27 protein-coding genes and 1 pseudogene are annotated in these 25,916 nt (G+C 72.7%); 19 read left to right on the forward strand and 9 right to left on the reverse strand.

Going from position 1 to position 25,916, the window contains the following annotated elements:
• The first annotated feature begins 76 nt into the window (after positions 1–76).
• The 6 genes and pseudogenes from F3L20_RS15085 (at position 77) to F3L20_RS15110 (ending at position 4,742) form a co-directional block, all read left to right on the forward strand.
• Complete coding sequence (locus F3L20_RS15085) at positions 77–1,261, forward strand: MBL fold metallo-hydrolase (protein ID WP_240810912.1); 1,185 nt, start codon at positions 77–79, stop codon at positions 1,259–1,261.
• Between the two features lie 31 nt (positions 1,262–1,292).
• Positions 1,293–1,781: a GNAT family N-acetyltransferase gene (locus F3L20_RS15090; protein WP_150154829.1), complete on the forward strand. Its 489-nt coding sequence runs from the start codon at positions 1,293–1,295 to the stop codon at positions 1,779–1,781.
• Between the two features lie 284 nt (positions 1,782–2,065).
• Positions 2,066–2,269: a cold-shock protein gene (locus tag F3L20_RS15095; protein ID WP_023586116.1), complete on the forward strand. Its 204-nt coding sequence runs from the start codon at positions 2,066–2,068 to the stop codon at positions 2,267–2,269.
• 178 nt (positions 2,270–2,447) lie between these two features.
• Positions 2,448–3,872 (forward strand): DEAD/DEAH box helicase, encoded by a 1,425-nt coding sequence (locus tag F3L20_RS15100; RefSeq protein WP_150154830.1) that lies wholly within the window; start codon positions 2,448–2,450, stop codon positions 3,870–3,872.
• 61 nt (positions 3,873–3,933) lie between these two features.
• Positions 3,934–4,197: pseudogene (locus tag F3L20_RS15105) on the forward strand (CBS domain-containing protein); the annotation flags it as partial.
• Positions 4,198–4,406: 209 nt separating this feature from the next.
• On the forward strand, positions 4,407–4,742 hold the full coding sequence (locus tag F3L20_RS15110) for a MerR family transcriptional regulator (protein ID WP_024883740.1): 336 nt from the start codon (positions 4,407–4,409) through the stop codon (positions 4,740–4,742).
• 83 nt (positions 4,743–4,825) lie between these two features.
• Here the strand turns inward: F3L20_RS15110 and F3L20_RS15115 are convergent, their stop codons facing one another.
• The 6 genes from F3L20_RS15115 to F3L20_RS15140 form a co-directional block, all read right to left on the reverse strand.
• Complete coding sequence (locus F3L20_RS15115; protein ID WP_150154832.1) at positions 4,826–6,511, reverse strand: ribonuclease J; 1,686 nt, start codon at positions 6,509–6,511, stop codon at positions 4,826–4,828.
• 180 nt (positions 6,512–6,691) lie between these two features.
• Positions 6,692–8,071 (reverse strand): MFS transporter, encoded by a 1,380-nt coding sequence (locus tag F3L20_RS15120; RefSeq protein ID WP_150154833.1) that lies wholly within the window; start codon positions 8,069–8,071, stop codon positions 6,692–6,694.
• Between the two features lie 48 nt (positions 8,072–8,119).
• Positions 8,120–9,043, reverse strand: a complete 924-nt coding sequence (locus F3L20_RS15125) for an amidohydrolase family protein (protein ID WP_150154834.1) — start codon at positions 9,041–9,043, stop codon at positions 8,120–8,122.
• Positions 9,044–9,062: 19 nt separating this feature from the next.
• Positions 9,063–9,746 (reverse strand): 4-carboxy-4-hydroxy-2-oxoadipate aldolase/oxaloacetate decarboxylase, encoded by a 684-nt coding sequence (gene ligK, locus F3L20_RS15130; RefSeq protein WP_150154835.1) that lies wholly within the window; start codon positions 9,744–9,746, stop codon positions 9,063–9,065.
• Between the two features lie 53 nt (positions 9,747–9,799).
• Positions 9,800–10,825 (reverse strand): amidohydrolase family protein, encoded by a 1,026-nt coding sequence (locus F3L20_RS15135; RefSeq protein ID WP_150154836.1) that lies wholly within the window; start codon positions 10,823–10,825, stop codon positions 9,800–9,802.
• The gene (locus F3L20_RS15140; RefSeq protein WP_150154837.1) at positions 10,822–12,009 is read right to left on the reverse strand and encodes a 4-oxalomesaconate tautomerase; all 1,188 of its coding nucleotides are present in this window, start codon (positions 12,007–12,009) and stop codon (positions 10,822–10,824) included. Before F3L20_RS15140 ends, F3L20_RS15135 begins: the two co-directional genes overlap by 4 nt.
• A gap of 210 nt (positions 12,010–12,219) precedes the next feature.
• Between F3L20_RS15140 and F3L20_RS15145 the strand changes: the two genes are divergently transcribed.
• The 9 genes from F3L20_RS15145 to F3L20_RS15185 all read left to right on the forward strand — a co-directional run bounded on the left by F3L20_RS15145 (position 12,220) and on the right by F3L20_RS15185 (position 20,859).
• Entirely contained in the window at positions 12,220–12,891 is a 672-nt protein-coding gene (locus tag F3L20_RS15145) for a GntR family transcriptional regulator (protein WP_150154838.1), read from the forward strand.
• Positions 12,892–13,446: 555 nt separating this feature from the next.
• Positions 13,447–15,366, forward strand: a complete 1,920-nt coding sequence (locus tag F3L20_RS15150) for a sensor histidine kinase (RefSeq protein WP_150154839.1) — start codon at positions 13,447–13,449, stop codon at positions 15,364–15,366.
• Positions 15,367–15,422: 56 nt separating this feature from the next.
• Entirely contained in the window at positions 15,423–15,857 is a 435-nt protein-coding gene (locus F3L20_RS15155; protein WP_006130361.1) for a roadblock/LC7 domain-containing protein, read from the forward strand.
• A gap of 2 nt (positions 15,858–15,859) precedes the next feature.
• On the forward strand, positions 15,860–16,231 hold the full coding sequence (locus F3L20_RS15160; protein WP_145825029.1) for a DUF742 domain-containing protein: 372 nt from the start codon (positions 15,860–15,862) through the stop codon (positions 16,229–16,231).
• Positions 16,209–16,838 (forward strand): GTP-binding protein, encoded by a 630-nt coding sequence (locus tag F3L20_RS15165; RefSeq protein ID WP_150154840.1) that lies wholly within the window; start codon positions 16,209–16,211, stop codon positions 16,836–16,838. Before F3L20_RS15160 ends, F3L20_RS15165 begins: the two co-directional genes overlap by 23 nt.
• Before the next feature lie 60 nt (positions 16,839–16,898).
• Positions 16,899–17,474 carry a GAF domain-containing protein gene (locus F3L20_RS15170; protein WP_150154841.1) on the forward strand — a complete coding sequence of 192 codons (576 nt, stop codon included), beginning with the start codon at positions 16,899–16,901 and terminating at the stop codon, positions 17,472–17,474.
• 183 nt (positions 17,475–17,657) lie between these two features.
• Positions 17,658–18,689, forward strand: coding sequence for an L-threonine 3-dehydrogenase (gene tdh, locus F3L20_RS15175; RefSeq protein ID WP_150154842.1), 1,032 nt, complete (start codon positions 17,658–17,660; stop codon positions 18,687–18,689).
• 28 nt (positions 18,690–18,717) lie between these two features.
• Positions 18,718–19,917: a glycine C-acetyltransferase gene (locus F3L20_RS15180; protein ID WP_145824931.1), complete on the forward strand. Its 1,200-nt coding sequence runs from the start codon at positions 18,718–18,720 to the stop codon at positions 19,915–19,917.
• A gap of 36 nt (positions 19,918–19,953) precedes the next feature.
• Complete coding sequence (locus tag F3L20_RS15185; RefSeq protein ID WP_150154843.1) at positions 19,954–20,859, forward strand: LysR family transcriptional regulator; 906 nt, start codon at positions 19,954–19,956, stop codon at positions 20,857–20,859.
• Between the two features lie 52 nt (positions 20,860–20,911).
• Here the strand turns inward: F3L20_RS15185 and F3L20_RS15190 are convergent, their stop codons facing one another.
• The gene (locus F3L20_RS15190; protein ID WP_150154844.1) at positions 20,912–21,565 is read right to left on the reverse strand and encodes a TetR/AcrR family transcriptional regulator; all 654 of its coding nucleotides are present in this window, start codon (positions 21,563–21,565) and stop codon (positions 20,912–20,914) included.
• A gap of 147 nt (positions 21,566–21,712) precedes the next feature.
• On the opposite strand from F3L20_RS15190, the gene F3L20_RS15195 reads away from it, so the two are divergent.
• The 4 genes from F3L20_RS15195 (at position 21,713) to F3L20_RS15210 (ending at position 24,076) form a co-directional block, all read left to right on the forward strand.
• On the forward strand, positions 21,713–22,471 hold the full coding sequence (locus F3L20_RS15195; RefSeq protein ID WP_150154845.1) for an SDR family NAD(P)-dependent oxidoreductase: 759 nt from the start codon (positions 21,713–21,715) through the stop codon (positions 22,469–22,471).
• 103 nt (positions 22,472–22,574) lie between these two features.
• Entirely contained in the window at positions 22,575–23,156 is a 582-nt protein-coding gene (locus F3L20_RS15200) for a helix-turn-helix domain-containing protein (RefSeq protein WP_150154846.1), read from the forward strand.
• Positions 23,153–23,686: a GNAT family N-acetyltransferase gene (locus F3L20_RS15205; RefSeq protein WP_431193191.1), complete on the forward strand. Its 534-nt coding sequence runs from the start codon at positions 23,153–23,155 to the stop codon at positions 23,684–23,686. The genes F3L20_RS15200 and F3L20_RS15205 overlap by 4 nt, the downstream gene beginning before the upstream one ends.
• A 30-nt stretch (positions 23,687–23,716) precedes the next feature.
• A complete protein-coding gene (locus F3L20_RS15210) occupies positions 23,717–24,076 on the forward strand; it encodes an MmcQ/YjbR family DNA-binding protein (protein WP_167534529.1) in 360 nt (119 codons plus the stop codon).
• Positions 24,077–24,135: 59 nt separating this feature from the next.
• On the opposite strand, the gene F3L20_RS15215 is transcribed toward F3L20_RS15210, so the two are convergent.
• Positions 24,136–25,146: a transketolase family protein gene (locus tag F3L20_RS15215; RefSeq protein ID WP_240810913.1), complete on the reverse strand. Its 1,011-nt coding sequence runs from the start codon at positions 25,144–25,146 to the stop codon at positions 24,136–24,138.
• Between the two features lie 47 nt (positions 25,147–25,193).
• Complete coding sequence (locus F3L20_RS15220; RefSeq protein WP_150154848.1) at positions 25,194–25,901, reverse strand: transketolase; 708 nt, start codon at positions 25,899–25,901, stop codon at positions 25,194–25,196.
• Positions 25,902–25,916: the final 15 nt, after the last annotated feature.

Below are 25,916 nucleotides of genomic sequence, written 5' to 3' on the forward strand. Positions count from 1 at the left end.
CTCTTCCACAACCCGGCCCGGGTGTCGCGGGCGCCGCCCATAATGGAATCTCCGATCGATTTCACGTGGAGGTACCGTGGCCGCTTCTTCGAACCTCGGGCCGGGTTCAAGGGCCCTGCGGCCGTTGGCCTTCGGCGCGGACCCGAGTGGCGAGCGCATGGCGCGCATCCGCAGGTCCCCGCACTTCGAGAACGGCGTCTTCCGGAACCCGGGCGGTCCGGCCCGGATCCGCCCCACGGGGTCGAACCGGGACCTGGCGAAGCTCTACCTGGACAAGGACGCCCGCTCCCGGCGCGCCCCGCAGGGCGCGATCCCGGTGCATCCCACGACCCTCGCGGACATCTCCCGCCCGCCCGCCACGGGGCTGCGCCTGACGTGGGCGGGCCACTCCGGTGTGCTCGCGGAGATCGACGGGCAGCGGGTGCTGTTCGACCCGGTGTGGGGTGAGCGCTGTTCCCCCTTCCCCTTCGCCGGACCGAAGCGGCTGCATCCCGTGCCGCTGCCCCTGGCCGCGCTCGGACCGGTCGACGTCGTGGTGATCTCCCACGACCACTACGACCACCTGGACCTGCCCACGATCAAGGAGCTGGCCGGCACGGACACCGTCTTCGCGGTGCCGCTCGGCGTGGGCGCGCACCTGGAGCGCTGGGGCGTGTCCGCGGACCGGCTGCGCGAGCTGGACTGGCAGGAGTCGACGCGGATCGGGGGGCTCACACTGACCGCCACCCCGGCCCGTCACTTCTGCGGCCGGGGCCTGCGCAACACCCAGCACACCCTGTGGGCCTCCTGGGTCGTCGCCGGCGAGCGGCACCGGATCCACCACAGCGGTGACACCGGCTACTTCGACGGCTTCCGGGACATCGGCGCCGCCCACGGCCCGTTCGACGCGACGATGATCCAGGTCGGCGCCTACTCGGACTTCTGGCCGGACATCCACATGACGCCCGAGGAGGGCGTGCGCGCGCACCTCGACCTCCAGGGAGGCGAGCCGGGCGGTGTCCTGCTCCCGATCCACTGGGGCACCTTCAACCTGGCCCCGCACCCGTGGGCGGAGCCCGCGGAGTGGATGCGGGCAGCGGCCGGCGCGGTCGGGCAGGCCGTCGCCTTCCCCGTCCCGGGTCAGCCTTTCGAGCCTGCCGGTGACCTTCCCGTACGTCCCTGGTGGCAGGACGTGTCCCGGCCGCTGGACCGCGAGTGGCCCGTTCCCGGGATCACCCCGCAGGCGTCCCGTGACGGCCTCGACCTCGTGGGCGAGGACTGATGTGCGGCGGCGCGGGCGTGTGGATCTCCCGATGAGTTCCCGCACTGCCCCGACCGGCCGGACGATCACGATCCGGAGGGCCGTCGCGAGGGACGCCAAGCGGCTGACGCGGATCGTGCGCGGCTCCGGTGCCTACGAGGGCAGATACGCCACCGCGGTCGCGGGCTACCGGGTCGGTCCCGACTACATCGAGGCCCACCGTGTCTTCGTCGCCGTCGACGCCGACGGCGACGAAGGCCGGGTCCTCGGGTTCTACTCGCTCGTTCTCGCCCCGCCGGAGCTCGACCTGCTGTTCGTCGCCGACGACGCGCAAGGACGGGGGATCGGGAGACAGCTCGTCGCGCACATGCGGTCCGAGGCCCGGGCCGCCGGGCTCGACCGCGTCGTGGTCGTGTCGCACATCCCCGCAGAGGGTTTCTACCAGCGCGTCGGCGCGGTGCGGACCGGGACCGTGCCCGCGAACCCGCCCGCCGTACCGTGGGACCGTCCCGAACTCGAGTTCCGCACCTCTTCACAATGAACAAAAAGTCTGTGCCGGCGAAGTGAGAATTGCACGGACTGTGACATGAGAGATTGTGACGCAATGGGCGGAGCGAAATCTCGTCATTAGGGCAGGTCAATTTCCGCGTGCTACTGTCTGTCTCAGTTGCAGTTGTGGTTCCCGAAAACTTCGGGTGCCCCCACCCGGTTCCGCCGGCGGGGAGCGCCTGCTTTTCCGGTCATTTCCGGGCGGGGTAATCATCGCGGCGACACGGCGTCCGCACGGTGCGGATGCCGACGCACTGCCCCGAAGGAGATATGAACATGGCTGCTGGAACCGTGAAGTGGTTCAACGCGGAAAAGGGCTTCGGCTTCATCGAGCAGGACGGTGGCGGCGCCGACGTCTTCGCCCACTACTCGAACATCGCCGCGCAGGGCTTCCGTGAGCTGCTCGAAGGCCAGAAGGTGACCTTCGACATCGCGCAGGGCCAGAAGGGCCCGACGGCCGAGAACATCGTCCCGGCCTGACGCCCGCACACAGACCGCAGCTGGGGCCCGCATCCTTCGGGGTGCGGGCCCCAGCTGCATCTCCGATTTCTTGGTCGGCCCGCATCTGTTTTTCCCATCGGTCCATACTCGTAATTCTCCGTGCTGCTCGCTGCCCCGGAAAATTCCTTGATATGCGCCATGTCGAGGAAGGTTCCGCATGAACCCCACACGTAGCAGTGACCGCACACGTAACAGCGACCGCGCACGTGGCAACGGCCGTGGCCGTCGGCCTGCCGCCGTGCGAGGCGAGTTCGCACCGCCCCGGACGATCACCCCCGCCCTGCCCCCCGTGAAGACGTTCGCCGATCTCGCCATGCCCGAGCGGCTGCTGGTCGAACTCGGCCACCAGGGGTTGACCGTGCCGTTCCCGATCCAGGGCGCGACACTGCCCAACGCCTTGGCGGGCCGTGACGTACTGGGCCGCGGGCGCACCGGCTCCGGCAAGACCCTCGCCTTCGGTCTCGCCCTGCTCGCCCGCACCGCCGGCCGGCGTGCCGAACCCCGCCGGCCGCTCGGGCTGATCCTCGTGCCGACGCGTGAGCTGGCGCAGCAGGTGACCGACGCGCTCACGCCGTACGCCCGCTCCGTCAGGCTGCGGCTGGCCACGGTGGTGGGCGGGATGTCGATCGGACGGCAGGCCGGCGCGCTGCGCGGCGGCGCCGAGATCGTCGTCGCGACGCCCGGACGGCTCAAGGACCTCATCGACCGCGGCGACTGCACGCTGGACGACGTGGACACCACCGTGCTGGACGAGGCCGACCAGATGGCCGACATGGGCTTCATGCCGCAGGTCACCGCGCTGATCGACCAGGTGCGCCCGGACGGGCAGCGGATGCTGTTCTCCGCCACCCTGGACCGCAACGTCGACCTGCTGGTCCGCCGCTATCTGACCGACCCCGTCGTGCACTCGGTGGACCCGTCGGCCGGCGCGGTCACGACGATGGAGCACCACGTCCTGCACGTCCACGGCGCCGACAAGCACGCCGCCACGACCGAGATCGCGGCCCGTGACGGCCGCGTGATCATGTTCCTGGACACTAAGCACGCCGTGGACCGGCTGACCCAGGACCTGCTCGACAGCGGAGTACGGGCCGCCGCCCTGCACGGCGGCAAGTCGCAGCCGCAGCGCACCCGCACGCTCGCGCAGTTCAAGACGGGGCACGTCACCGTGCTGGTGGCGACCAACGTCGCGGCGCGCGGCATCCACGTCGACAACCTCGACCTCGTCGTGAACGTCGACCCGCCGACCGACCACAAGGACTACCTGCACCGCGGCGGCCGCACCGCCCGAGCCGGGGAGTCCGGCAGCGTCGTCACGCTCGTCACGCCGAGCCAGCGCCGCGGCATGGTCCGCCTCATGGCGGACGCCGGCATCCAGCCGCAGACCACTCGGGTCCGCCCGGGCGACGAGGCCCTGAGCCGGATCACCGGGGCGCAGGCCCCGTCCGGTGTCCCGGTCGTCATCACGGCACCGGCGGCCGAACGCCCCAGGCGCGGGGCCTCGCCCCGCGGCCGACGCCGCCCCTCCTCGGCGGCCCCGCGCACGTCAGTGCGCAGGCCCGTCCTCGACGCGGCGGCCTAGGTCCTTCGCCATCAGTCCACCCGGCCCATCTCCGCAGGAGGCACCTTTGACCGTGATCCGGATGAAGCACCGCTCGGCGGACGCCGACACCGCGCCCGGGAAGGCCGTCGACGTCATGGACGCGGCCGGACCGCGGGTCTGTGACGACATGAGCGTCGAGGTGGCGCTGGCCGTCATGGCCGCCGCGCGCACCGGCCGGCTGGCCGTCTGCGACGAGGACGACCAGCGCGTCGGCCTGGTGACCCGGACCGACCTCACCGCCGTCCGCGACAGCGGCGCCCGCCCGGACCGCGTCCGCCTGCGCGACATCCTCGGCGACCGCGGACGCGTCCCGCTCGCCGCCTGCTGAGACACCACGCCGTCTTCGGCGCTGTGGGCCCCACCGGTACGCCGGCGGGGCCCACAGCGCGTGAAGCGGGCCGGCATCGGCAGGGCCGGTGCGGCATCGGAGCCGGCGGATGGTGTAGTAGTTCCTGCGGGGCCCTGGTGCCGGACGGCACCAGGGCCCCGCCACGAGTTACGCAGAGAGGTGCAATGACAGCAGACGACACGTTCGGCCGTCTTGACGACGAGGACTACCCCGCCTACACCATGGGCCGGGCCGCCGAGATGCTCGGTACCACCCAGGGCTTCCTCCGCGCCCTCGGCGAGGCCCGTCTCATCACACCGCTCCGCTCCCCGGGCGGCCACCGCCGCTACTCCCGCTACCAGCTGCGCATCGCCGCCCGCGCCAGGGAACTCGTCGACCGGGGCACCCCCATCGAGGCCGCCTGCCGGATCGTCATCCTCGAGGACCAGCTGGAGGAGGCCCAGCGCCTCAACGCCGAGTACCGGCGCGCCGCCGAAGCGGGACACCCGACGGCCGAATGAGACGAGCGTGCCCGCCGGTGTCGGCGGGCACGGAACGTCGTACGGGTGAGCCGGTGACCGGCGACGTGCGGCCGGGCCGTCGCTCAGGCGTCGATGATGACCGGGATGACGAGCGGCCGACGGCGGTGGGTGCGGAACGCCCAGTTCGCCACGGCGCGGGCGACCAGCTGTTCCAGCTGGTGCGCGTCCCCGACGCCCTCCTCGGCCGCGGTGGCCAGGGTCTTCTCGATGAGAGGGACGACCGGCTCGAACGTGGCGTCGTCGTGGACGAAGCCACGGGCCAGGAAGTCGGGCGGCTCGGTGAGGGCGCCGGTGTCCGCGTCGACGATCGCCACCACCGTGACGACACCCTCGGCGGCGAGGGTGAGGCGGTCCTTCAGGGACGCCTCGGTGGCGCCGCCGACCTCCATGCCGTCCACGTAGACGTTGCCGGCGGGGACCTTCCCGGTGATGGACGCCTTTCCGTCGACGAGGTCGACGACGACACCGTCCTCGGCGATGACGACCCGCTCGGGGTCGACGCCCGTCCGGATGGCGAGGTCGGCGTTGGCCCGCAGGTGGCGCCACTCGCCGTGCACGGGCATGACGTTGCGCGGTTTGACGATGTTGTAGCAGTAGACGAGTTCGCCGGCGCTGGCGTGCCCCGAGACGTGCACCTTGGCGTTGCCCTTGTGGACCACGTGGGCGCCCCACCGGGTGAGTCCGTTGATCACCCGGTAGATGGCGTTCTCGTTGCCGGGGATCAGGGAGCTGGCGAGCAGGACGGTGTCGCCCTTGCCGATGCGGATCATGTGGTCGCGGTTGGCCATCCGGGACAGCGCGGCCATCGGTTCGCCCTGCGAGCCGGTGCACACCAGGGTGACCTTGTGGTCCGGGAGCTTCTCCAGCTCCTTCGTGCTGACGACCAGACCGGAGGGGACCTTCAGATAGCCGAGGTCACGGGCGATCCCCATGTTGCGGACCATCGACCGGCCGACGAAGGCGACCTTGCGGCCGTACTGGTGGGCGGCGTCCAGCACCTGCTGGATGCGGTGCACGTGGCTGGCGAAGCTGGAGACGATGACCCGGCGCGGAGCGGTGCGCATCACCTGCTCGATCGCCGGGTTCAGCTCACGCTCGGAGGTGGTGAAGCCGGGGACCTCGGCGTTGGTGGAATCGGTGAGGAACAGGTCCACGCCCTCCTCGCCGAGGCGGGCGAAGGCGCGCAGGTCGGTGATGCGGTCGTCGAGAGGGAACTGGTCCATCTTGAAGTCACCGGTGTGCAGCACCATCCCGGCCCGGGTCCGCAGGGCGACCGCGAGACTGTCGGGGATGGAGTGGTTGACCGCCACGAATTCGCAGTCGAAGGGCCCGAAGCCGCGCCGGTCGCCCTCCCGCACCCGCACCGTGCGGGGGCGGATGCCGTGTTCCTTGAGCTTGGCCTCCAGGAAGGCCAGCGTCAGCTTGGAGCCCACGACGGGAATGTCGGACCGCTCGCGCAGCAGGTACGGCACACCGCCGATGTGATCCTCGTGTCCGTGGGTGAGTACCACCGCCACGACGTCGTCCAGCCGGTCCCGGATGGAGGTGAAGTCCGGCAGGATCACGTCCACGCCGGGCTGGGTCTCCTCGGGGAACAGCACGCCGCAGTCGACGATGAGCAGCTTGCCCCGGTGCTCGAAGACGGTCATGTTGCGGCCGATCTCACCCAGGCCGCCCAGGGGTGTGACCCGCAGCCCTCCTTCGGGAAGGGGTGGGGCGGCTTTCAGTTCGGGGTGTGGATGACTCATACCTCGACGTTACCCGGAGATGGGGAGGCGCTGATCCACTGCCCACCTGTTCCGGTGAGCGCTCCGTACGCCACCGCGCGGGCGAAACGCCACCGCGCGGGCGAACGCCGGGGTCCGGGGACGCCGTACGACGACGGGCGGGCCGGAAACGTCATCCGGCCCACCGTCGTACACGGGTGCTCAGGAGGTGGTGACGGACCGCGGCCGGGCCTGTGCGGCCGCCTCCGCCGCCAGCCGGCGCCGCCGGGTCGCCGGTCCGAACACCGCCAGGACCAGCGCGCCGAGCGTCCAGGTGCCCGCGATGACCATGAAGACGGCCTGGTAGCCGACGCCGTTGTACACACCGGCGATCATCAGCGGCCCCACCGCGTTCGACAGACGCCCCAGGCCGTAGGCGATGCTGGTGCCCAGCGAGCGGCCCTCGGTGCTGTAGAGCTCGGGGGCGTAGGCGTACGCCAGGGCGGTGTAGCCGCGCTCGAACAGGTTGACCAGGAAGCCGAAGACGACGATCAGCACCGGGGTGAACGTCAGCCCGTAGAGCAGGCCGGACGCGGCGATGACCAGGCCGAACACCACCAGGCACCACTTGCGCTCGAAGCGGTCGGTCACCATCGCCGCGAGGAAGGAGCCGAGCGGCGCTCCCACCGTCGTCAGCGCGACGTAGAAGATCGAGTCCTCCACGCTGACGCCCTCGGCGGCCAGCAGGGTCGGCGCCCAGCTGGAGTACCCGAAGAAGCCGATGGTCTGGGTGATCCACAGGACCGACAGCAGGATCGTCGGGTACAGGAACTTCTTGTCCTTGAGCAGGCCCAGGCCGGGCTTGACCACCGGACCCCTGGGCTTCGGCTGCTGCGGCTCGGGCAGCGGGCCGTGCTCGGCCACCGAGTGGGCCTCGACGCGGGCCAGCGTCGCCTCCGCCTCCTCGTGCCGGCCGCGCGACTCCAGCCACAGCGGGGACTCCTCGAGCCGGCGCACGAGGAACAGGAAGAGCGCGCCCAGCGAGCCCCACAGGTAGACCAGCCGCCACGACCAGTCGGACATCGGCACGACGGCGGAGGCGATGAGGTTGGTGACGGGCGTGCCGCAGATGCCGACGACAATGGCGTACGCCTGGAACTTGCCGCGCTTGGCGCTGGGGAACAGCTCGCTGATGTAGACGACGGCGACCACGGTCATCGCGGACAGGCCCGCCGAGGTCAGCACGCGGAACAGCCCGAGGGACCAGATGTCCCAGGCGAAGACGCAGGCGAACGACCACACCGTGAACCACAGCGTGGTCAGCGTCAGGGTCCGCCTGCGGCCCAGCCGGTCGGCCAGCCCGCCGGCCACGACCGCGCCGACGAACATGCCCACGAACGACAGTGAGGTGACGTACGCGACGTGCTCGACGTCGGCGCCCCACTGCTCGCGCACCACCGGTGCCGTGATGGCGAAGGTGTTGATGTCCGCGAACTCGAAGAAGTAGGCGAACGCCACCGCGAGGATCGTCCTCTTGTGGAACTTCGTGATCGGCAGCCGGTCGAGCCGGTTCGCCGCGTTGGTGGTGCGGATGTGCTGCACTGCACGCTCCTGGGAAGGTGGGGCCGGTCTCACGGGCCGGGGGTGACGTCAGCGGGCCTCTTCGGGCCAGTACAGACGCGAGGGGTTGTCGACCAGCAGCGCCCGCCGGCGCTCGGCGGTGCTCGCGATGTGCGGAATGTGGTCGACCAGCAGACCGTCGTCGGGCATGTGGTCCTTCAGGTTCGGGTGCGGCCAGTCGGTGCCCCACAGCGCCCGGTCGGTGAACTCCTCGACGACCTTGCGGGCGAACGGCACCACGTCCCGGTAGGCGTGCCGCTCCCCGTCGAGCGCGGGCGGTCCCGTGACGGTCAGCCGCTCGGGGCAGGACACCTTCACCCACACGTCGTTCGCCTCCACGAACCGCAGGAAGCGCGCGAACCCGGGCCCGTCCGGGCCGGCGGTGACGTCCGGGCGTCCCATGTGGTCGATCACCAGCGGCACCGGCAGGGAGGCGAAGAACGACTCCAGGTCCGGCAGGTCCGCCGCCTCGAAGTACAGGACGACGTGCCAGCCCAGCGGCGCCACCCTGCGGGCCACCGTCTCCAGCGCCTCGCGGGGCGCCGCGTCCACCAGGCGGCGGACGAAGTTGAAGCGCACCCCGCGCACCCCGGCGTCGTGCAACCGCCGCAGCTCCGCGTCGGTCACGTCCGGGCGGACCGTCGCCACACCGCGGGCGCGCCCCCCGGCGTCGCGCAGGGCGTCCACCAGGGCGCTGTTGTCCGCGCCGTGGCAGGTGGCCTGCACGATCACGTTGCGGTCGACGCCGAGGTGGTCGCGCAGCGCGAACAGGTCGTGCTTGGAGGCGTCGACCGGCGTGTACTTCCGCTCGGGGGCGAAGGGGAACTCGGCGGCCGGTCCGAAGACGTGGCAGTGCGCGTCGACCGCGCCCGGCGGCAGGACGAAGGCCGGTGTGCTCGGCCCCCGGTACCAGTCGAGCCAGCCGGGGGTGACCGTGACGTTCCGGTCGGTCATGGTGGGTGCTCCTCGGATCTCAGTCGACGTAGGTGAGGCCCAGCTCGGCCAGCGGGCCGCGCATGCCGTACATGTCGAGCCCCAGCTCACCGGCCCGGAACCGCTGCCGCTTGCCCTCCTCCGCCGCCTCGCGCCGCGCGGACGCCTCGGCGACCTCGGCGGCGCGGGCGGCGGGGACGACCACCACGCCGTCGGCGTCGGCGACGATCACGTCGCCGGGGTTGACCAGGGCGTTGGCGACGACGACGGGCACGTTCACCGAACCCAGGGTGGCCTTGACCGTGCCCTTGGCGTTCACCGCCCGGGAGAAGACGGGGAAGTCCATCCCGCGCAGCTCGTCCACGTCACGGCAGCCGCCGTCGATCACCAGGCCCCGGGCGCCCCGGGCGCGCAGCGAGGTGGCGAGCAGCTCGCCGAAGAAGCCGTCCTCGCTCTCCGTGGTGCAGCCGGCGACCACCACGTCGCCCTCGCGCACCTGCTCGGCGGCGACGTGCAGCATCCAGTTGTCGCCGGGCTGGAGCAGCACGGTGACCGCGGTCCCGCACAGCCTCGCGCCCTCGTACACCGGCCGTATGTAGGGGCGCAGCAGACCGAGGCGGCCCATCGCCTCGTGCACGGTCGCGACCCCGAACCGCGACAGGGCCTCGACCGCGGCCGGGTCGGCGCGGTCGACGGTCCGGTGGACGACTCCGAGGTGGTGCATGGTGCGGCTCCTTGCTTCTCGGGGGCTCGTGGCCCCGCGGGGGACGGGCGGGGTCAGCGGCCCTGGGCGGTCAGACGGGCGTCGAGGCGGGGGTAGACCCGCCGGGCGTTGCGTTCCTCGACCGCGGCCAGGTCCTCGGGCGCGAGGCCCGCCTTCTCGACGTAGCGGCGGGTGTCGTCGAAGTGGTGGCCGGTGCGCGGGTCGATGCCGCGCACGGCGCCGACCGTCTCGGAGGCGAACAGGACGTTCTCTACGGGGAGCACCTCCAGCAGCAGGTCGATGCCGGGCTGGTGGTACACGCAGGTGTCGAAGAAGACGTTGCGCAGCAGCGACTCCTCCGGCTCGGGGCGGCCGAGCGCCTGCGCCAGACCCCGGAACCGGCCCCAGTGGTACGGCACCGCGCCGCCGCCGTGCGGGATCACCAGCCGCAGGCCGGGGAAGTCGGCGAACAGGTCGCCCGCCAGCAGCTGCATGAACGCGGTGGTGTCGGCGTTGAGGTAGTGCGCCCCGGTGGTGTGGAAGGCCGGGTTGCAGCTGGTGGAGACGTGCACCATGGCCGGCACGTCCAGCTCGACGAGCTTCTCCCACACCGGGTACCAGGACCGGTCGGTCAGCGGGGGAGCGGTCCAGTGGCCGCCGCTCGGGTCCGGGTTGAGGTTGACGGTGACCGCGCCCAGCTCCAGCACCGCCCGCTCGATCTCCGGGACCACGGTGGCCGGGTCCACGCCGGGGGACTGCGGCAGCATCGCGCCGGGGACGAAGCGGTCCGGGTACAGCTCGGACACGCGGTGGCACAGGTCGTTGCAGATCCGTGCCCAGGCGGCGGACGTGGCGAAGTCGCCGATGTGGTGCGCCATGAACGAGGCGCGGGGGGAGAAGACGGTGACGTCGATGCCGCGCTCGTCCATCAGCCGCAGCTGGTTGCCCTCGATGGACTCGCGGATCTCGTCGTCGCCGATCACCGGTCCCGCCGGATCGGGCGCCCGCAGCGGGTCCGTGAGCGCGGCCACCTGCGCGTCACGCCACTGCCCGAGGGGTGCGGGGGCCGTGGTGTAGTGGCCGTGGATGTCGATGATCACGCGTGCTTCTCCTGAAGGGTGGGAGTGGGGTCCCAGACGGATCGGGGGACGAGCAGGTCGCCGGCCATGAGGAGCCGGGCGGTGCGCAGCAGCGCCGAGCGTGTCACCCGCCGCGGGTCGGCGGGGTCGAGCCCGAGCGTGACGCTGAACTCACCGGCGGGGTGCTCGACGGAGACGGTGGGCTCCGCGCCGGACACCCCGGCCGCCACGTCCCGGGCGACGGTGCCCTCGACGACGCAGGCGGTGGCCGCGGTGACGGCGGCCAGCACGCCGATGGACTGGTGGCAGACCCGGGGGATGAGGCTGCGGGTGCTGAGCGTGCCGCCGTGCCGGGGCGGCGCGACCAGGGTCATCTTCGGGTAGTTGCGCCCGCCGACGTCGCCCAGGCCCATGGCCTCGCCGCACACCAGGCGCAGCGCCTCCACGCGGGCCCTGAGCGCCTCGTCGGCGTCGATGTCCGCCGGGCTCTCGTAGCCGGTGGCGCCCAGGCGGGCGGCCTCGACGACCACCAGCGGCTGGCCGTTGTCGATCAGGGTGACGTCCACGGCGCCCAGCCCCGGCACCTCCACGGTGTCCCGGGGACGCCCGGTGGGCAGCAGCGTCCCCGCGACGGAACCGGCGGTGTCCAGGAAGCCGATCTCGACCGGGGCGGCGGTGCCGGGGACGCCGTCGACGCGCGCGGCGCCGTCGTAGGCGACGTGCCGTGTCCCGGAGGGCTCGGCCGGGGTGGCGACGGTGATCTCGGCGACCATGCCGGTGTTGCGGGTCAGCACCCGGGCCGTCGTACGGTCCCCGGTGGGCACGACCATGCCGGTCTCCACGGCGAAGGGCAGCACGGCGGCGAGCATGTTCCCGCAGTTGGCCGAGGTGTCGACGGTGTCCCCGTCGGGCTGCACCTGGGCGAAGGTCCACTCCACGTCGATGCCGGCCTCCGTGCCCGGGCGCACCAGACCGGTCTTGCTGGTCAGGGGGTGCGCCCCGCCGACGCCGTCGATCTGCCGCGGGTCCGGCGAGCCCAGCGCCGCCAGCAGGACGGCGTCCCGGTGGCCGGGGTCGGCGGGCAGCAGCCGTGCGTCGAAGAAGGGCCCGCGCGACGTGCCGCCCCGCATGAACAGGCACGGGATCGCGGTCTGGGAGCCGCGGCGGGTGACCTCGGGGACCCGGGCGGCTGCGACGGCGGACATGGTCGCTCCTTCGGTGGATCGGTCTGGGGGAGCAGGTGGGGCGAACGTGCAAGGAAGCTAAATCATCAACGATATTGTTGACAAGATGTTCCGACGAAAATGCTCACCTGATGGGATCCCGGGTGCCGTCGCCTCCGGACCGCGCACTAGGGTTCTTCCAGCGAGGGCCGCCGGGAACGGACGACGGAAGACGAGGAAGAGGTCGACGGAGTGACGGACAAGCTTACGGGCGCTGCCGGCCGCGAGTATGTGGCGAACGCCATCAGGCAGGCCCTGCGCTCCGGGGACCTGGTGCCCGGGCAGCGGCTCGTCGAACTCGAGCTCGCCGAGTCCTACGGCACCACGCGCGGCGCCGTCCGTGAGGCGTTGCAGGACCTCGCGGCCGAGGACATCGTGGAGATCGTCCCCCGCCGCGGCGCCCGGATCCGCGCGGTGTCCGTCGAGGAGGCCGTGCAGATCACCGAGTGCCGGTCGGCGCTGGAGCAGCTGTGCGCGCGCAAGGCGGCCGGCCGGGCGGACGAGGGGCAGCGCGCCGAACTGGAGCGGATCGGCACGGACATGCGGCAGGCCGTCGCGGACGGCGCCTGGGACGCGTACTCCGCCCTCAACCAGCGGCTGCACGAACTGGTGATCGAGGCCAGCGGGCAGGAGGTCGCCCGGCGTCAGCTCGAGCGGCTGAACGGACCGATGGTCCGCTTCCAGTTCCGGCTCGCCCTGCGGCCGGGGCGCCCCGCCCAGTCGCTGCCGCAGCACCTGGCCATCATCGACGCGGTGGTCGGCGGTGACCCCGAGGCGGCGGCGCGGGCGGCCGCGGCGCACCTGGACGACGTGATCGAACAGCTCCGGTCGTCGGCCGCGCAGACCCCGGTGCCGCGCCGCTGACGGGCCGTCGAAACCTGCCCGGGCGCGACCACTCGTCACTACGTAGGGTGATGTTCTGGCCGGGGGCCTCAAGGTCCTCCACGGCCCCCCGGCGCCCGTGGTCGCACCGGGGGCGTGCGTCCAACTCCCCGCGCCCCTACTCGTACTCCCGCGCCCCCCCGTGATCCGTCGACCGCTTCTGACCAGCCCTGATCGACGGCTGATCACTCCCGATGCATTCAGCCGGACGGTTATCGGTCTGTCGTACGAGGCCTCATACCAGAGCGCGATGCTGTCCGCACGAGTTTGTCAACTGCCCACCGCACATGATGCGGTGGCGACTACGGTGAGTGTCGGTCGCCCGGCGTGACGGCTCGCGACGGCTCATGTCGCAGCACGCCTCGCGTCGAGGGCCGCGTCGTTGGGATCGGGACAGGGAGCGGGGACCGGCACGTGCAGCCACAAGGCGGACGAGGGAGCCGACGGGGCGAGGGGCTCCGACACCCGGGACCGGCCGGCACGCCCGGTCCGCCCGGGACCCGGACCGGCGGCGGAGCCGCGCCCGGCACCACGATCGTGGCCCGCACACCCGACCGCGGCGCCCCCCGGTCCACCGGCCCCGGCGCCCGCCGGGGCGGCCCGGCCGGACGGCCGGAGCGCCGCGAGGGCGGACGCCACGGACGGCCCTCCGCACGGACCACCGCGGGCCTGCCCGAGACGCACATACGGTCCCAGCTCCTCCGGCTCGCCGTACTGCCGCCCGTCGCGGTGGCCCTGAGCGCCTGCGCCGCCGTGCTGTTCACCGTCCGCTCCACCGGCGCACGGCCCGGCGCCTCCCTGTGGGCCGTGCTCTCCGGTGCCACCGCGGTGGCCCTCGCCGGCATCGTCATCGCCGCCGTGGCCGCCGAGCGCGCGGCCCGCTCCGTGCACGACCGCGTCGGCGCCCTGCGCCGGAGCACCGCACGGCGCGAGGCCGACCTGCACGCCCTCGTCGAGGCCCTGCGCAACGGCGAGCCGCCGCCCCCGCGCGGCCGGCGCGACGAACGGCCGGCCGACGGCGACGAGTTCGACCTGCTCGCGGCCGACCTCGCCCGCGCCCACGACGGCGCGGTGGCCGCCGTCGTGCAGGCCGTGCAGCTCTCCAGCCAGGCGGGCAGCGAACAGAAACTCGAGGTGTTCGTCAACCTCGCCCGGCGTCTGCAGTCACTGGTGCACCGCGAGATCTCCATCCTCGACGAGCTGGAGAACGAGATGGAGGACCCCGACCTGCTCAAGGGGCTCTTCCACGTCGACCATCTCGCCACCCGCATCCGCCGCCACGCCGAGAACCTCGCCGTGCTCGGCGGGGCCGTCTCCCGCCGGCAGTGGAGCAACCCGGTCCCCATGACCGAGGTGCTGCGCTCGGCGATCGCCGAGGTCGAGCAGTACTCGCGGGTCAAACTGGTCCCGCCGGTCGACGGCACCCTGCGCGGGCACGCGGTCGCCGACGTCATCCACCTGCTGGCCGAACTCGTGGAGAACGCCACGGTGTTCTCGGCCCCGCACACCCAGGTGCTGCTGCGGGCGAACCTCGTCACCTCCGGACTGGCCGTCGAGGTCGAGGACCGGGGCCTCGGGATGCCCGTCGGCGAGCAGGACCGGATGAACGCGCTGCTCACCGACCCGGACCAGGTGCACGTCGCCAGCCTGCTGGCCGACGGCCGGATCGGCCTGTTCGTCGTGTCCCAGCTCGCCCGGCGGCACGGCATCCACGTCCGGCTGCAGACCAACATCTACGGCGGGGTGCAGGCCGTGCTGGTCGTGCCGCAGGCCCTGCTCGGCGGGGAACCGGCCGCCGTCGCCGGCGCACCGGGAACCACCGCGCCCCTGTCCTCGGCGGACACCGGCGCGGTGCCCACGGTCCGTCACACACCGGCCCTGTCCGGCCCGTCGGCCACCCCGGCGGACAGGTCGCCGGGCGGCCCGGCGGATGTCCTGCCGGACACACCCGCACCCGGCGCCGCGCACGCCGTCCCGGCCCACCCACCCGCGCCCTTGTCGGCCCCGCTCGCCCGGCCCGCCCCGGCCGTGTCCCCCGACAACGGTGCCGTACCGCCACCGCTGCCCCTGCGCGGCTCCCGGGCCGCACGGCCCACACCCGCCGAGGCCGTACCCGGCGTCCACCACACCGGCCACGGCGAGCAGGACTCCGCGGGCGACCGGCGGCCCACGCCCCTCGTCCCGCGCGCCACCCCGGTCCGCGGCACCATGGGCAGGCCCCAACTGCCCCGCCGCCGCGCCCAGGAGCACATCGCGCCCCAGCTGCGCGACGGGCCCGCGCCCCGGCAGGACAGCGCGCACGTCCCCGGCCACGATCCCCAGCTGATGGCCGCCTTCCAACGGGGCATCAGCCTCGCGGAGTCCCAGGCGGAGTCCCCCGCGCCCGCGCGGCCCGCCGTGCCCGCACCCCGCACCGACCACACCGCCCGGCACGACGGGAGCGCGTCCGCCGGATGACCACCCCCACCCCCACCGCTCCCGCAGACCTTCGTACCCCAAGGAGTCGATCCACCATGGCGAGCGATGCGCCGACCGCCCAGGTATCCGACCTCGACTGGCTGATGAGCGGCCTCGTGCAACGCGTGCCGCACACCCGCAGCGCCGTCCTGCTGTCCTGCGACGGACTGGTGAAGTCCGTCCACGGCCTCGACCCGGACGCCGCCGACCACATGGCCGCCCTCGCCTCCGGCCTGTACTCCCTCGGCCGCAGCGCCGGCATCCGCTTCGGCGACGGCGGCGACGTCCGGCAGGTCGTCGTCGAGCTCGACTCGACGCTGCTGTTCGTCACCACGGCCGGATCCGGCACCTGCCTCGCCGTGATGGCCGGCCGCGAGGCCGACGCGGCGGTGCTCGGCTACGAGATGGCGATGCTGGTGAAGTCCGTCCGGCCGTACCTGATGACAGCTCCCCGGCAGCAGGGCGTCGAGCCCCCGGCGATGAGGCCTTGAGCGTGCAGGCGGCCGGTGACGGGCCGTGGCTCGACGACGCGGCCGGCCGGCTGGTGCGCCCCTTCACGGTCAGCAACGGGCGTACCCGTCCGACCGTCGCCCTCGACCTCATGTCGCAGGTGCGGGCCACCGGCGCCACCCCCCTCGGCTATCTCGGCCCCGAGCACGCGCAGGCCCTCGACCTGTGCCGCGCACCCGTCCCGGTCGCCGAGGTCTCCGCCCACCTGGGGCTGCCGGTGGCCGTCACCAAGGTGCTGCTGGCGGACCTCGTCGACTGCGGCGCGCTGACCGACAAACCCCCCGTGTTCCACCACAACCCGACGGACCGGGCCCTTCTGGAGGCAGTGCTCGATGGACTACGACGACAGCTCTGACCGGGTCGACGGCGCCGGGCACGGCGACGACCTGTTCCCGACCGCCCTCAAGATCCTGGTGGCGGGCGGGTTCGGGGTGGGCAAGACCACCTTCGTGGGCGCGGTCAGCGAGATCGCGCCGCTCAGCACGGAGGAGCTGCTCACCACCGTCAGCGCCGCCACCGACAACCTCGACGGCATCGAGAACAAGGTCGAGACGACCGTGGCCATGGACTTCGGCCGCATCACCCTCGACGCCCAACACGTGTTGTACCTGTTCGGCACGCCCGGCCAGGAACGCTTCTGGTTCATGTGGGACGAACTGTGCGAGGGCGCCCTCGGCGCGGTGATCCTCGCCGACACCCGGCGCCTGGAGGAGTGCTTCGCGGCGGTCGACTTCTTCGAGCAGCGCGGTCTCCGGTTCGTCGTCGCCGTCAACGAGTTCGACGGCGCCTTCCGCTACGACCCCGGGGAGGTACGGGCCGCCCTCGACCTCCCGGACGAGGTGCCCGTCGTCTGCTGCGACGCCCGCATCTCCAGCTCCGGCGTGCAGACCCTGCTGACACTCGTCCGCCACCTCATCGCGCACACGCCCGCCACATACACGGGGTACGGCGCCCCCCTGTGATCCCCGCTCACCGTCTCGGAGCCCGTCCATGAACCACGCCCACCTCCCGGGAGTCCGCCCATGAGCTACGACCCGCCCCGCCCGGCCGGTCGACTGCTGCTCACCCCGGAGGACCGACAGGCCCCGGAACGCGCCCGCAGACTGCGTCGGCTGGGCCTCGGGGAGCACCCCGATCCCGGGCTCGACGCTTTCGCCCGTGGTCTCGCCGAGCTCACCGGGGCGCCGTACGCCGTGGTCAACTTCCTCGGCGAACACGGGCAGTTCTTCGCCGGCCTGTACACCCCGGGCGTCTCCCCGGTCCTGCGCAGTGACGGCACCGGCGCCGTGCTGGGCCGGGCGCTGCCCCGCGACCACGGCTTCTGCACCCATGTGGTGGCCCGGCGCAAGGCGCTGGTCCTGGAGGACGTGAGCGACTACCCGCGGTTCGCGGGCAACGCGGTCGTGGACGAATTCGGCGTCCGCTCCTACATGGGGGCGCCGCTCATCGACGGCACCGGCATGGTGCTGGGCACCGTCGCGGTCAGCGACATCCGGCCGCGTGGCTGGGGGCAGCCCGGACTCGCCGCCATCAAGGCGCAGGCCGCCGAACTCGTCGTACGGCTGGAGCGCCGGGAGGGCGACGGGCTGCCGCTGTGAGGCGAGGCGCCCGCCCGCGGCCGGACGGGTGACGCGTGAAGCAAAGCTGTGGCCGCGCTTAAGAAATCCTCGATGGACCGGTGAGGGTGTTGTACGGCAGATTGCAGTGCATTCCACTCCTCTTCCCGGACCGGGCCGCTGCGGCGTGCCCGGGCGCGGGACTCACCCTCAGGAGCCGTAGCGTTGAAGGCGCTGGTCAAGGAGAAGGCGGAGCCCGGGCTGTGGCTCATGGACGTCCCGGAGCCCGCCGTCGGACCCGGCGACGTGCTGATCAAGGTGCTGCGCACCGGTATCTGCGGCACCGACCTGCACATTCGTAACTGGGACGGCTGGGCGCAGCAGACCGTCGACACCCCGCTGGTCCTCGGGCACGAGTTCGTCGGCGAGGTCGTGGAGACCGGCCGGGACGTCCCCGACGACATCAAGCCCGGTGACCGGGTCAGCGGCGAGGGCCACCTGGTGTGCGGCAAGTGCCGCAACTGCCTGGCCGGCCGCCGCCACCTCTGCCGGGCCACCGTCGGTCTGGGAGTCGGGCGCGACGGCGCGTTCGCCGAGTACGTCGTGCTGCCCGCCACGAACGTCTGGGTGCACCGCGTCCCCGTCGACCTCGACGTCGCCGCGATCTTCGACCCGTTCGGCAACGCCGTGCACACCGCGCTGTCCTTCCCGCTGGTCGGTGAGGACGTCCTGATCACCGGCGCCGGTCCGATCGGGCTGATGGCCGCCGCCGTGGCCCGCCACGCGGGCGCGCGCAACGTCGTGATCACCGACGTCAGCGAGGAGCGCCTGGAACTCGCCCGCAAGATCGGCGCGACCCTGGCGCTGAACGTGTCCGAGTCGACGATCGCCGACGGGCAGCACACCCTCGGCCTGCGCGAGGGCTTCGACATCGGCCTGGAGATGTCCGGCCGCCCCGAGGCGATGCGCGACATGATCGCCAACATGACCCACGGCGGCCGCATCGCCATGCTCGGCCTGCCCGCCGAGGAGTTCCCGGTCGACTGGGCCCGCGTCGTCACCTCGATGATCACCGTCAAGGGCATCTACGGCCGCGAGATGTTCGAGACCTGGTACGCCATGTCGGTGCTGCTGGAGGGCGGACTCGACCTCGCCCCCGTCATCACCGGCCGCTACTCCCACCGCGACTTCGAGGCCGCCTTCGAGGACGCCGCCGGCGGCAAGGGCGGCAAGGTCATCCTCGACTGGACCGCGTAAGTCATCTGCCTTCCAAGGAGCTTCTGAGATGTTCGACTCCGTGCGCGACGACCTGCGCGCCACCCTCGACGAGATCCGCGCCGCCGGCCTGCACAAGCCCGAGCGCGTCATCGGCACCCCGCAGTCCGCGACCGTGAACGTCACCGCCGGCGGCCGCCCCGGCGAGGTCCTCAACTTCTGCGCCAACAACTACCTCGGCCTCGCCGACCACCCCGAGGTGATCGCCGCCGCCCACGAGGCCCTGGACCGCTGGGGCTACGGCATGGCGTCCGTCCGCTTCATCTGCGGCACCCAGGAGGTGCACAAGGAGCTGGAGGCGCGTCTGTCGGCGTTCCTCGGCCAGGAGGACACGATCCTCTACTCCTCCTGCTTCGATGCCAACGGCGGTGTCTTCGAGACGCTGCTCGGCCCCGAGGACGCGGTGATCTCCGACGCGCTGAACCACGCGTCGATCATCGACGGCATCCGGCTCTCCAAGGCCCGCCGCTTCCGCTACGCCAACCGGGACATGGCCGACCTGGAGCGCCAGCTGAAGGAGGCCGCCGAGGGCGGTGCCCGCCGCACGCTGATCGTCACCGACGGCGTCTTCTCCATGGACGGCTACGTCGCCCCGCTGGACGAGATCTGCGACCTCGCCGACCGGCACGGCGCCATGGTCATGGTCGACGACTCGCACGCCGTCGGGTTCGTCGGCCCCGGCGGCCGTGGCACGCCGGAACTGCACGGCGTCATGGACCGCGTCGACATCATCACCGGCACGCTCGGCAAGGCCCTCGGCGGGGCCTCCGGCGGCTATGTCGCCGCCCGCGCCGAGATCGTCGCGCTGCTGCGCCAGCGCTCCCGCCCGTACCTGTTCTCCAACACCCTGGCCCCGGTGATCGCCGCCGCCTCCCTGAAGGTCCTGGACCTGCTGGAGTCGGCCGACGACCTGCGCGTCCGCCTGGCCGAGAACACCGCCCTGTTCCGCCGCCGGATGACCGAGGAGGGCTTCGACATCCTCCCCGGCGACCACGCCATCGCCCCGGTGATGATCGGCGACGCCTCCCGCGCCGGACGCATGGCGGAGCTGCTGCTCGAGCGCGGCGTGTACGTGATCGGCTTCTCCTACCCGGTGGTGCCCCAGGGTCAGGCCCGCATCCGCGTGCAGCTGTCGGCGGCGCACTCCACGGACGACGTGCACCGCGCCGTCGACGCGTTCGTCGCGGCGCGTGCGGAGCTCGACGCCTGACCGTCGCGCACCGCTGCGTTTGAGACAATCGATCCCATGATCGAGGCGCGGCGGCTCCACATCCTCCGTGCGGTGGCGGACCACCGCACGGTCACCGCGGCGGCCGCCGCGCTGTACCTCACCCCCTCGGCCGTCTCCCAGCAGCTCACCGCGCTGGAACAGGAGACCGGCCACCGCCTGGTCGAGCGCGGCGCCAAGGGAGTACGGCTCACCCCGGCCGGGGAGATCCTGCTCAGCCACACCCACGCGGTCCTCGCCCAGCTGGAGCGGGCCGAGGCCGAGCTGGCCGCCTACGGGGCGGGGGAGGCCGGCACCGTCACGGTCGCCGCCTTCGCCACCGGCATCGCGCAGGTCGTCGCGCCTTCGGTGGCCCGGCTCGCGCGGTCGGCGCCCGGCATCCGCATCAGGGTGCAGGACGCGGAGGGCGACGCCAGCCTGCCGATGGTCCTGGACCGGCAGGTCGACGTCGCCGTGGCGGTCGAGTACCGGGGGGCGCCCGCCGCCGACGACCCGCGGCTGACGCACGTCCCCCTGTACGCCGAGCCGTTCGACGCGGTCGTCCCCGTCACCCACCGCCTCGCCGACGGTCCCGAGGTGCCGCTCGCGGAGCTGGCCAAGGACCCCTGGATCGGCCCGTACCCCGGCAACCCGTGCCACGACGTGGTCGTGCTGGCCTGTGAGAACGCCGGGTTCCAGCCGCGCCTCGAACACTCCTCGGACGACTTCCGCGCGGTCGTCGCCCTCGCCTCGGCGGACGTGGGCGTGGCCCTCGTGCCCCGCTCGGCGCTGCGCGGCATGGACCTCGCGGGCGTGGTCGTCCGCCCGGTCGACGGGGTGGCGCCCACGCGCCGGGTGTTCGCCGCCGTGCGCCGGGGCGCCGAGGAGCACCCGCTGATCCGCCCGGTCCTCGACGCGCTCCACGCCGCCGCCGAGGACGCCTGAGAGGCTCTCGCCGGACGAAGGCGACACGCGTGCCGAGCGTGGAGCGCCGCTGTCAGCCTTGCGGCGTCGGGTCGGGCCGGCGGGCCGGGGCGTATCGGGCGAGCATGGTCCGGACGGCCTCTTCGACGGCGTCGTGGATGTCGGAGGCCGCGGGGTTCCAGTCGGTCAGCAGCATGCGCGGCCACAGGACGTAGTTGGCGATCATGCCGAGGAACTGGTTCGCGGCGCTCTCGGCGTCCGGGACCTCGGCGTTGCCCGCCTCGTGCTCGGCTTCCAGGTAGTGCCGGACGGACGTGAAGTAGGGCAGTTTGCCGAGCTGGAACTGCATCCGTCCCAGTTCGGGGAAACGAGGCAGTTCGGCGATGACGATCCGGAACAGGGCTGCCATGCCGGGCCGGCCGACCAGGTCGGCATAGCGGTGGCCGATGGCGGTCAGTCCGGAGCGCAGGTCCCCTGTTCGCGGCCGAGCGGCGGCGTCGTCGGCGTCGCGCTGCCAGGACTCGGCGACGATGGCCTCGAAGAGTGCCGCCTTGGTCGGGAACTGCTTGAACAGAGTGGACTTCGAGACCCCGGCCGCTTCGGCGATCCGGGCCAGCGAGGTGCCGTCGTAGCCGCGGTCCAGGAACAGTTCCGTGGCCGCGGTGATGATCGCCTCGCGCTTGCGCTGAGCGAGTCTGCGGTGGTGTGCGGAGAGCTCTGCTGCCATGCGGACAGTATGCCGTAGATCCGAGGCGAGTCACTTGACTCGCCTCATTGGTGCTGCCTACGGTACGAGAGGAAGGCGAGTCGAGTGACTCGCATCGCATCTGCGACGCCCGGGTGAGCCGATGGTCGCGCGGCGGAGGGACAGTTCATGACCAACGACAGGATCGCTTTGGTGACCGGCGCGAATCGCGGTCTCGGACGTGCCGCGGCCGTCGCCCTGGCCGCACGCGGGGTGCGGGTCCTGGTCACCCACCGCGGCGACGCGGACGGGGCCGGAAGGACGGCGGAACAGGCGCGGGCGGCGGGTGGGACCGCCGCTGTGCTCCGGCTCGACATCGGTGACGTCTCCTCCTTCCCGTCCTTCACCTCCGCACTGGGTGAGCAGTTGGAGCGCTGGGGTGCTTCGCGGTTCGACATCCTGGTCAACAACGCCGGGGTGGGGATCTTCGGACCGCTGGAGGGCGTCACGACCGACGACTTCGACACGGTGATGGGCACCAACGTCCGGGGCACGTTCTTCCTCACCCAGGCACTCGTGCCACTGCTGGCCCGGGGCGGCCGCGTCATCAACGTCTCGACGTCACTGACCCGGCACACCAGCCCCGCCACGTCGGTCTACTCCGCCTCGAAGGCCGCCGTCGAAGCCTTGAGCCGCACCCTCGCCGCAGAGCTCGGCCCGCGCGGCATCCGGGTCAACTCCGTCGCCCCGGGGCCGACCGCCACGGACTTCAACGGTGGGGCGATGCGGGACGACGCCGGGATGCGCCAGGTTCTGGCCGGGCAGACCGCGCTCGGCCGCGTCGGCGAACCCGAGGAGATCGGCGACGCCATCGCCACCCTGGCCTCCGACGGCCTGCGCTGGGTCACCGCCCAGCGGATCGAGGTCTCCGGCGGCGCCCTCCTCTGAGCGGCCCGGGCGACGGCCTGGGGGACGCGGGCGGCCGACGTCGCGGGGCGGCTTTCGGGTCGCCGGCTTCCAGGCCGGTCGTATTCGGGATATCGTCCCGGATGTGAAACAGGAGCAAGGGCTCGTCCTCGATCCCGTCGACGTCCGGCTCGGTGCGCGTCTGTCCGAACTGCGGGCCGAACACGGCTGGTCTCTCGGGGAGTTGGCGGAGCGCAGCGGCGTCAGCCGGTCCACGCTGTCCCGGGCAGAGCGGGCCGAGACCAGCCCCACCGCCTCGCTGCTGAACCGGCTGTGCGCGGTCTACGGCCGCACCATGTCCCAGCTGCTCAGCGAGATCGAGGCGGAACCCGCGCCGGTGGTGCGCGCCGCCGACCAGCCGGTGTGGCAGGACCGCGCCTCCGGCTTCGTGCGCCGGTCGGTGTCCCCGCCGCACGGCGGACTGCGCGGCGAACTCGTCGAGGGACGCCTGACCGCAGGCGCCGACATCGCCTACGACCGGCCGCCGGTGCCCGGCCTGGAACAGCACATCTGGGTGCTCGAAGGCTCCCTCGCCGTCACCGTCGGGGACACCGGGCACCGCCTCGGCCGCGGCGACTGCCTGCGCCTGCGGGTCTGGGGGCCCACCCGGTTCCGCTGCCCCGGCCCCGAGGACGTGCTCTACGTGCTGGCGGTGGTGCGGCCGTGAACATCGAACGCCCCGACGCCGCCCGGCTGCTGGGCATGACCGGCACGCTGGCAGAGCTGCTGACCGACACCGTGGACGGCGGCGCGTCCGTCGGCTTCCTCGCGTCGCTCGACCGTGCCGCCGCCACCGCCTGGTGGACGCAGCGGTGCGAGGCCGTCGCCGCCGGCCGGCTCGCGGTCTGGACGGCGCGGGAGGAACCGGGCCGGGTGCTGGGCACCGTGAGCCTCGCCCTGCCCGACAAGCCCAACAGCGCGCACCGCGCGGAACTGGTGAAACTGATGGTGCACCGCTCCGCCCGCGGCAGGGGCCTCGCCCGGCGGCTGCTGACCGTGGCGGAGGAGGCGGCGGCCGGGCAGGGCATCACCTTGCTGTACCTGGACACCGAGACCGGCAGCCCCGCCGAGCACCTGTACCGCACGTCCGGCTGGACCGAGGTCGGCGCGATCCCGGACTACGCGGCGGACCCGGGCGGGGTGCTGCGGCCGACGACGATCTACTACAAACGGCTGTCCCCGCCTCCCGTCGGGTGAGTGTCGGTGGCGGCCGCTACCGTGCCTGCCATGCCGGATTCCGAAGACGTACGACGGATCGCCCTGTCCCTGCCGGACACCACGGAGAAGGTCGCCTGGAACATGCCCACGTTCCGGGTCGCCGGGAAGATGTTCGCCACGCTGCCCGAGGACGAGACGTCCGTCGCCGTGCGCTGCCCCAAGGAGGAGCGCGACGAACTGGCCCTCGCCGAGCCGGAGAAGTTCTGGATCGCGGACCACGAGGCCATGTTCGCGTGGGTCAGGGTCCGCCTCGCCCCCCTGGAGGACGAGGACGAACTGCAGGACATCCTCGCCGACTCCTGGCGCCAGGCGGCCCCGTCCCGGCTGCTGGAGGCGCACCCCCGGCTGGGACTGCCCCCGGCGGACTGACGTCCCGGGCCGTCCGGCCGCGGACCGGCCTCCCGGGGCCGTCCGGCCCCGTCCCGTTGTCAGTGCCCCGTGGCAAGATCCCGATCGCAGGTGGCCGCCGGGGCCGGAGGGGGGTTCCGGCGGCCACACCGCGCCTTGTCCCGCCGGGCGCGGGTCACACCCGGCCGGTACGGCCCGGCGGTGAAGGCGGTGATCCGGGCGCGCAGGGACCGCGCGTCGAGGCCGTGCGCCGCGACATGCTCCTCGAACTGCCCGTAGCGCCGCAGCTCGGCCCGGCCCACACCCAGCCCCAGCACCCGGTGCGGCACATCGGCGAGCGCGTCGTTCGCCGCGGCCGTCGAGGTCCCCGCCAGGTACGGCTCCACCAGCACCACGTCGGTCCCGGCCGTCGCGGTGGCACGACGCAGCGCGGGCGCGTCGAAGGGACGGACCGTGGTGGCGTACAGCACCGTGACGTCCAGGCCCTCCGTCGCCGCGAGTACCGCGTCCAGCATCGGCCCCACCGCGACCACCACCCCGGCGCGGCCCTCGCGGACGGCGCGGAACCGTTCCCCGTCCACGGGCAGTCCGTGCGGGTTGGACTGCAGGGACAGCCGTACGTACACCTTGTCGTCGCCGGCGGCCACCGCGCGCCGCAGCAGGGTGTCCGCCTCGTCCGGATGGCCCGGCACATGCACGGTCCAGCCGTCCAGGGTGTCGAGCAGCGCCACGTCACCCGGCGCCATGTGCGTGTAGCCCCCGGCCGGCCAGTCGAACGAGGCGGCGGCGCTCACCAGCACCGCCCCCACGCCCTGGTGCCCGAGATCCAGCTTGACCTGCTCGAACGGCCGCTCGACCAGGAAGGAGGCGAAGGTGTGCACCACGGGCCGCAGCCCCGTCAGCGCCATCCCGGCCGCCGCCCCGACCAGCAGTTGCTCCCGGATGCCCACGTTGACCACCCGGTCCGGGTGCCGGCGCAGCGCCTCGGTGAAGCGGTCGGCACCGACCTCCGCGAGGACCACGGCGACCCGCGGGTCCTCGTCGAGGAGCTGGGTGACGACGGGGGCGAAACGATCACGCATGCTGTCCACGGGGGATCGTCCTTTCGTTGAGTGAGGTGTGGGGAGGAAGGGACGGCTCACGCGGACTTGGGCTCGACCCGGGCCACGACCACGTGCGGCCTGCCCGGGTGCGGCGCGGTGAACGCGGCGTACAGCGCCTCGTGGTCGCGTCCGTCGACCGTGCGGGCGGACCAGCCGGCCACCTCGAAGCGTGCGGCGATCCCGCCCGGACGGGCGTACGACGCCGAGGAGTTGTCGACGACGACCGTGTGCAGCCGGTCCAGACTGGCGGGGCCGGCGAAGGCGATCGCCTCGTGGTTGCTGCCCTCGTCCAGTTCCGCGTCCCCGACCAGCGTCCACACCGCCGGTTCGCCGAGCCCCTGGGCGCGCAACCCCAGCGCCGTGCCCACCGCGATCGGCAGCCCGTGCCCCAGCGACCCGCTGCCGATCTCCGCCCCCGGCACCAGCATCCGGTCCGGATGGTGGCCCAGCGGGGAGTCGTACGAGCCGAAGCCGGGCAGCCGGTCCACCGGCAGGAACCCCTTGGCGGCGAGGACGGCGTAGTACGCCATCGGCCCGTGCCCCTTGGACAGCAGGAACCGGTCGCGTGCGGGGTCGCCCATGCTCTCCGGACCGACGCGGAGCACCCGGTCGTAGAGCACCCACAGCACGTCCAGCGTCGACGTGGCCGCCGGCCCGTGCTTCTCGTCCCCGGTCATCAGCCCCATCAGGTGCGGAAGACCGGCGTATCCGTACGTCTGTGTGCGCTGCTCGGTGATCGTCATGCCACCGATCCTGCG

The organism is Streptomyces tendae (assembly GCF_008632955.1).
Classification (GTDB): Bacteria; Actinomycetota; Actinomycetes; order Streptomycetales; family Streptomycetaceae; genus Streptomyces.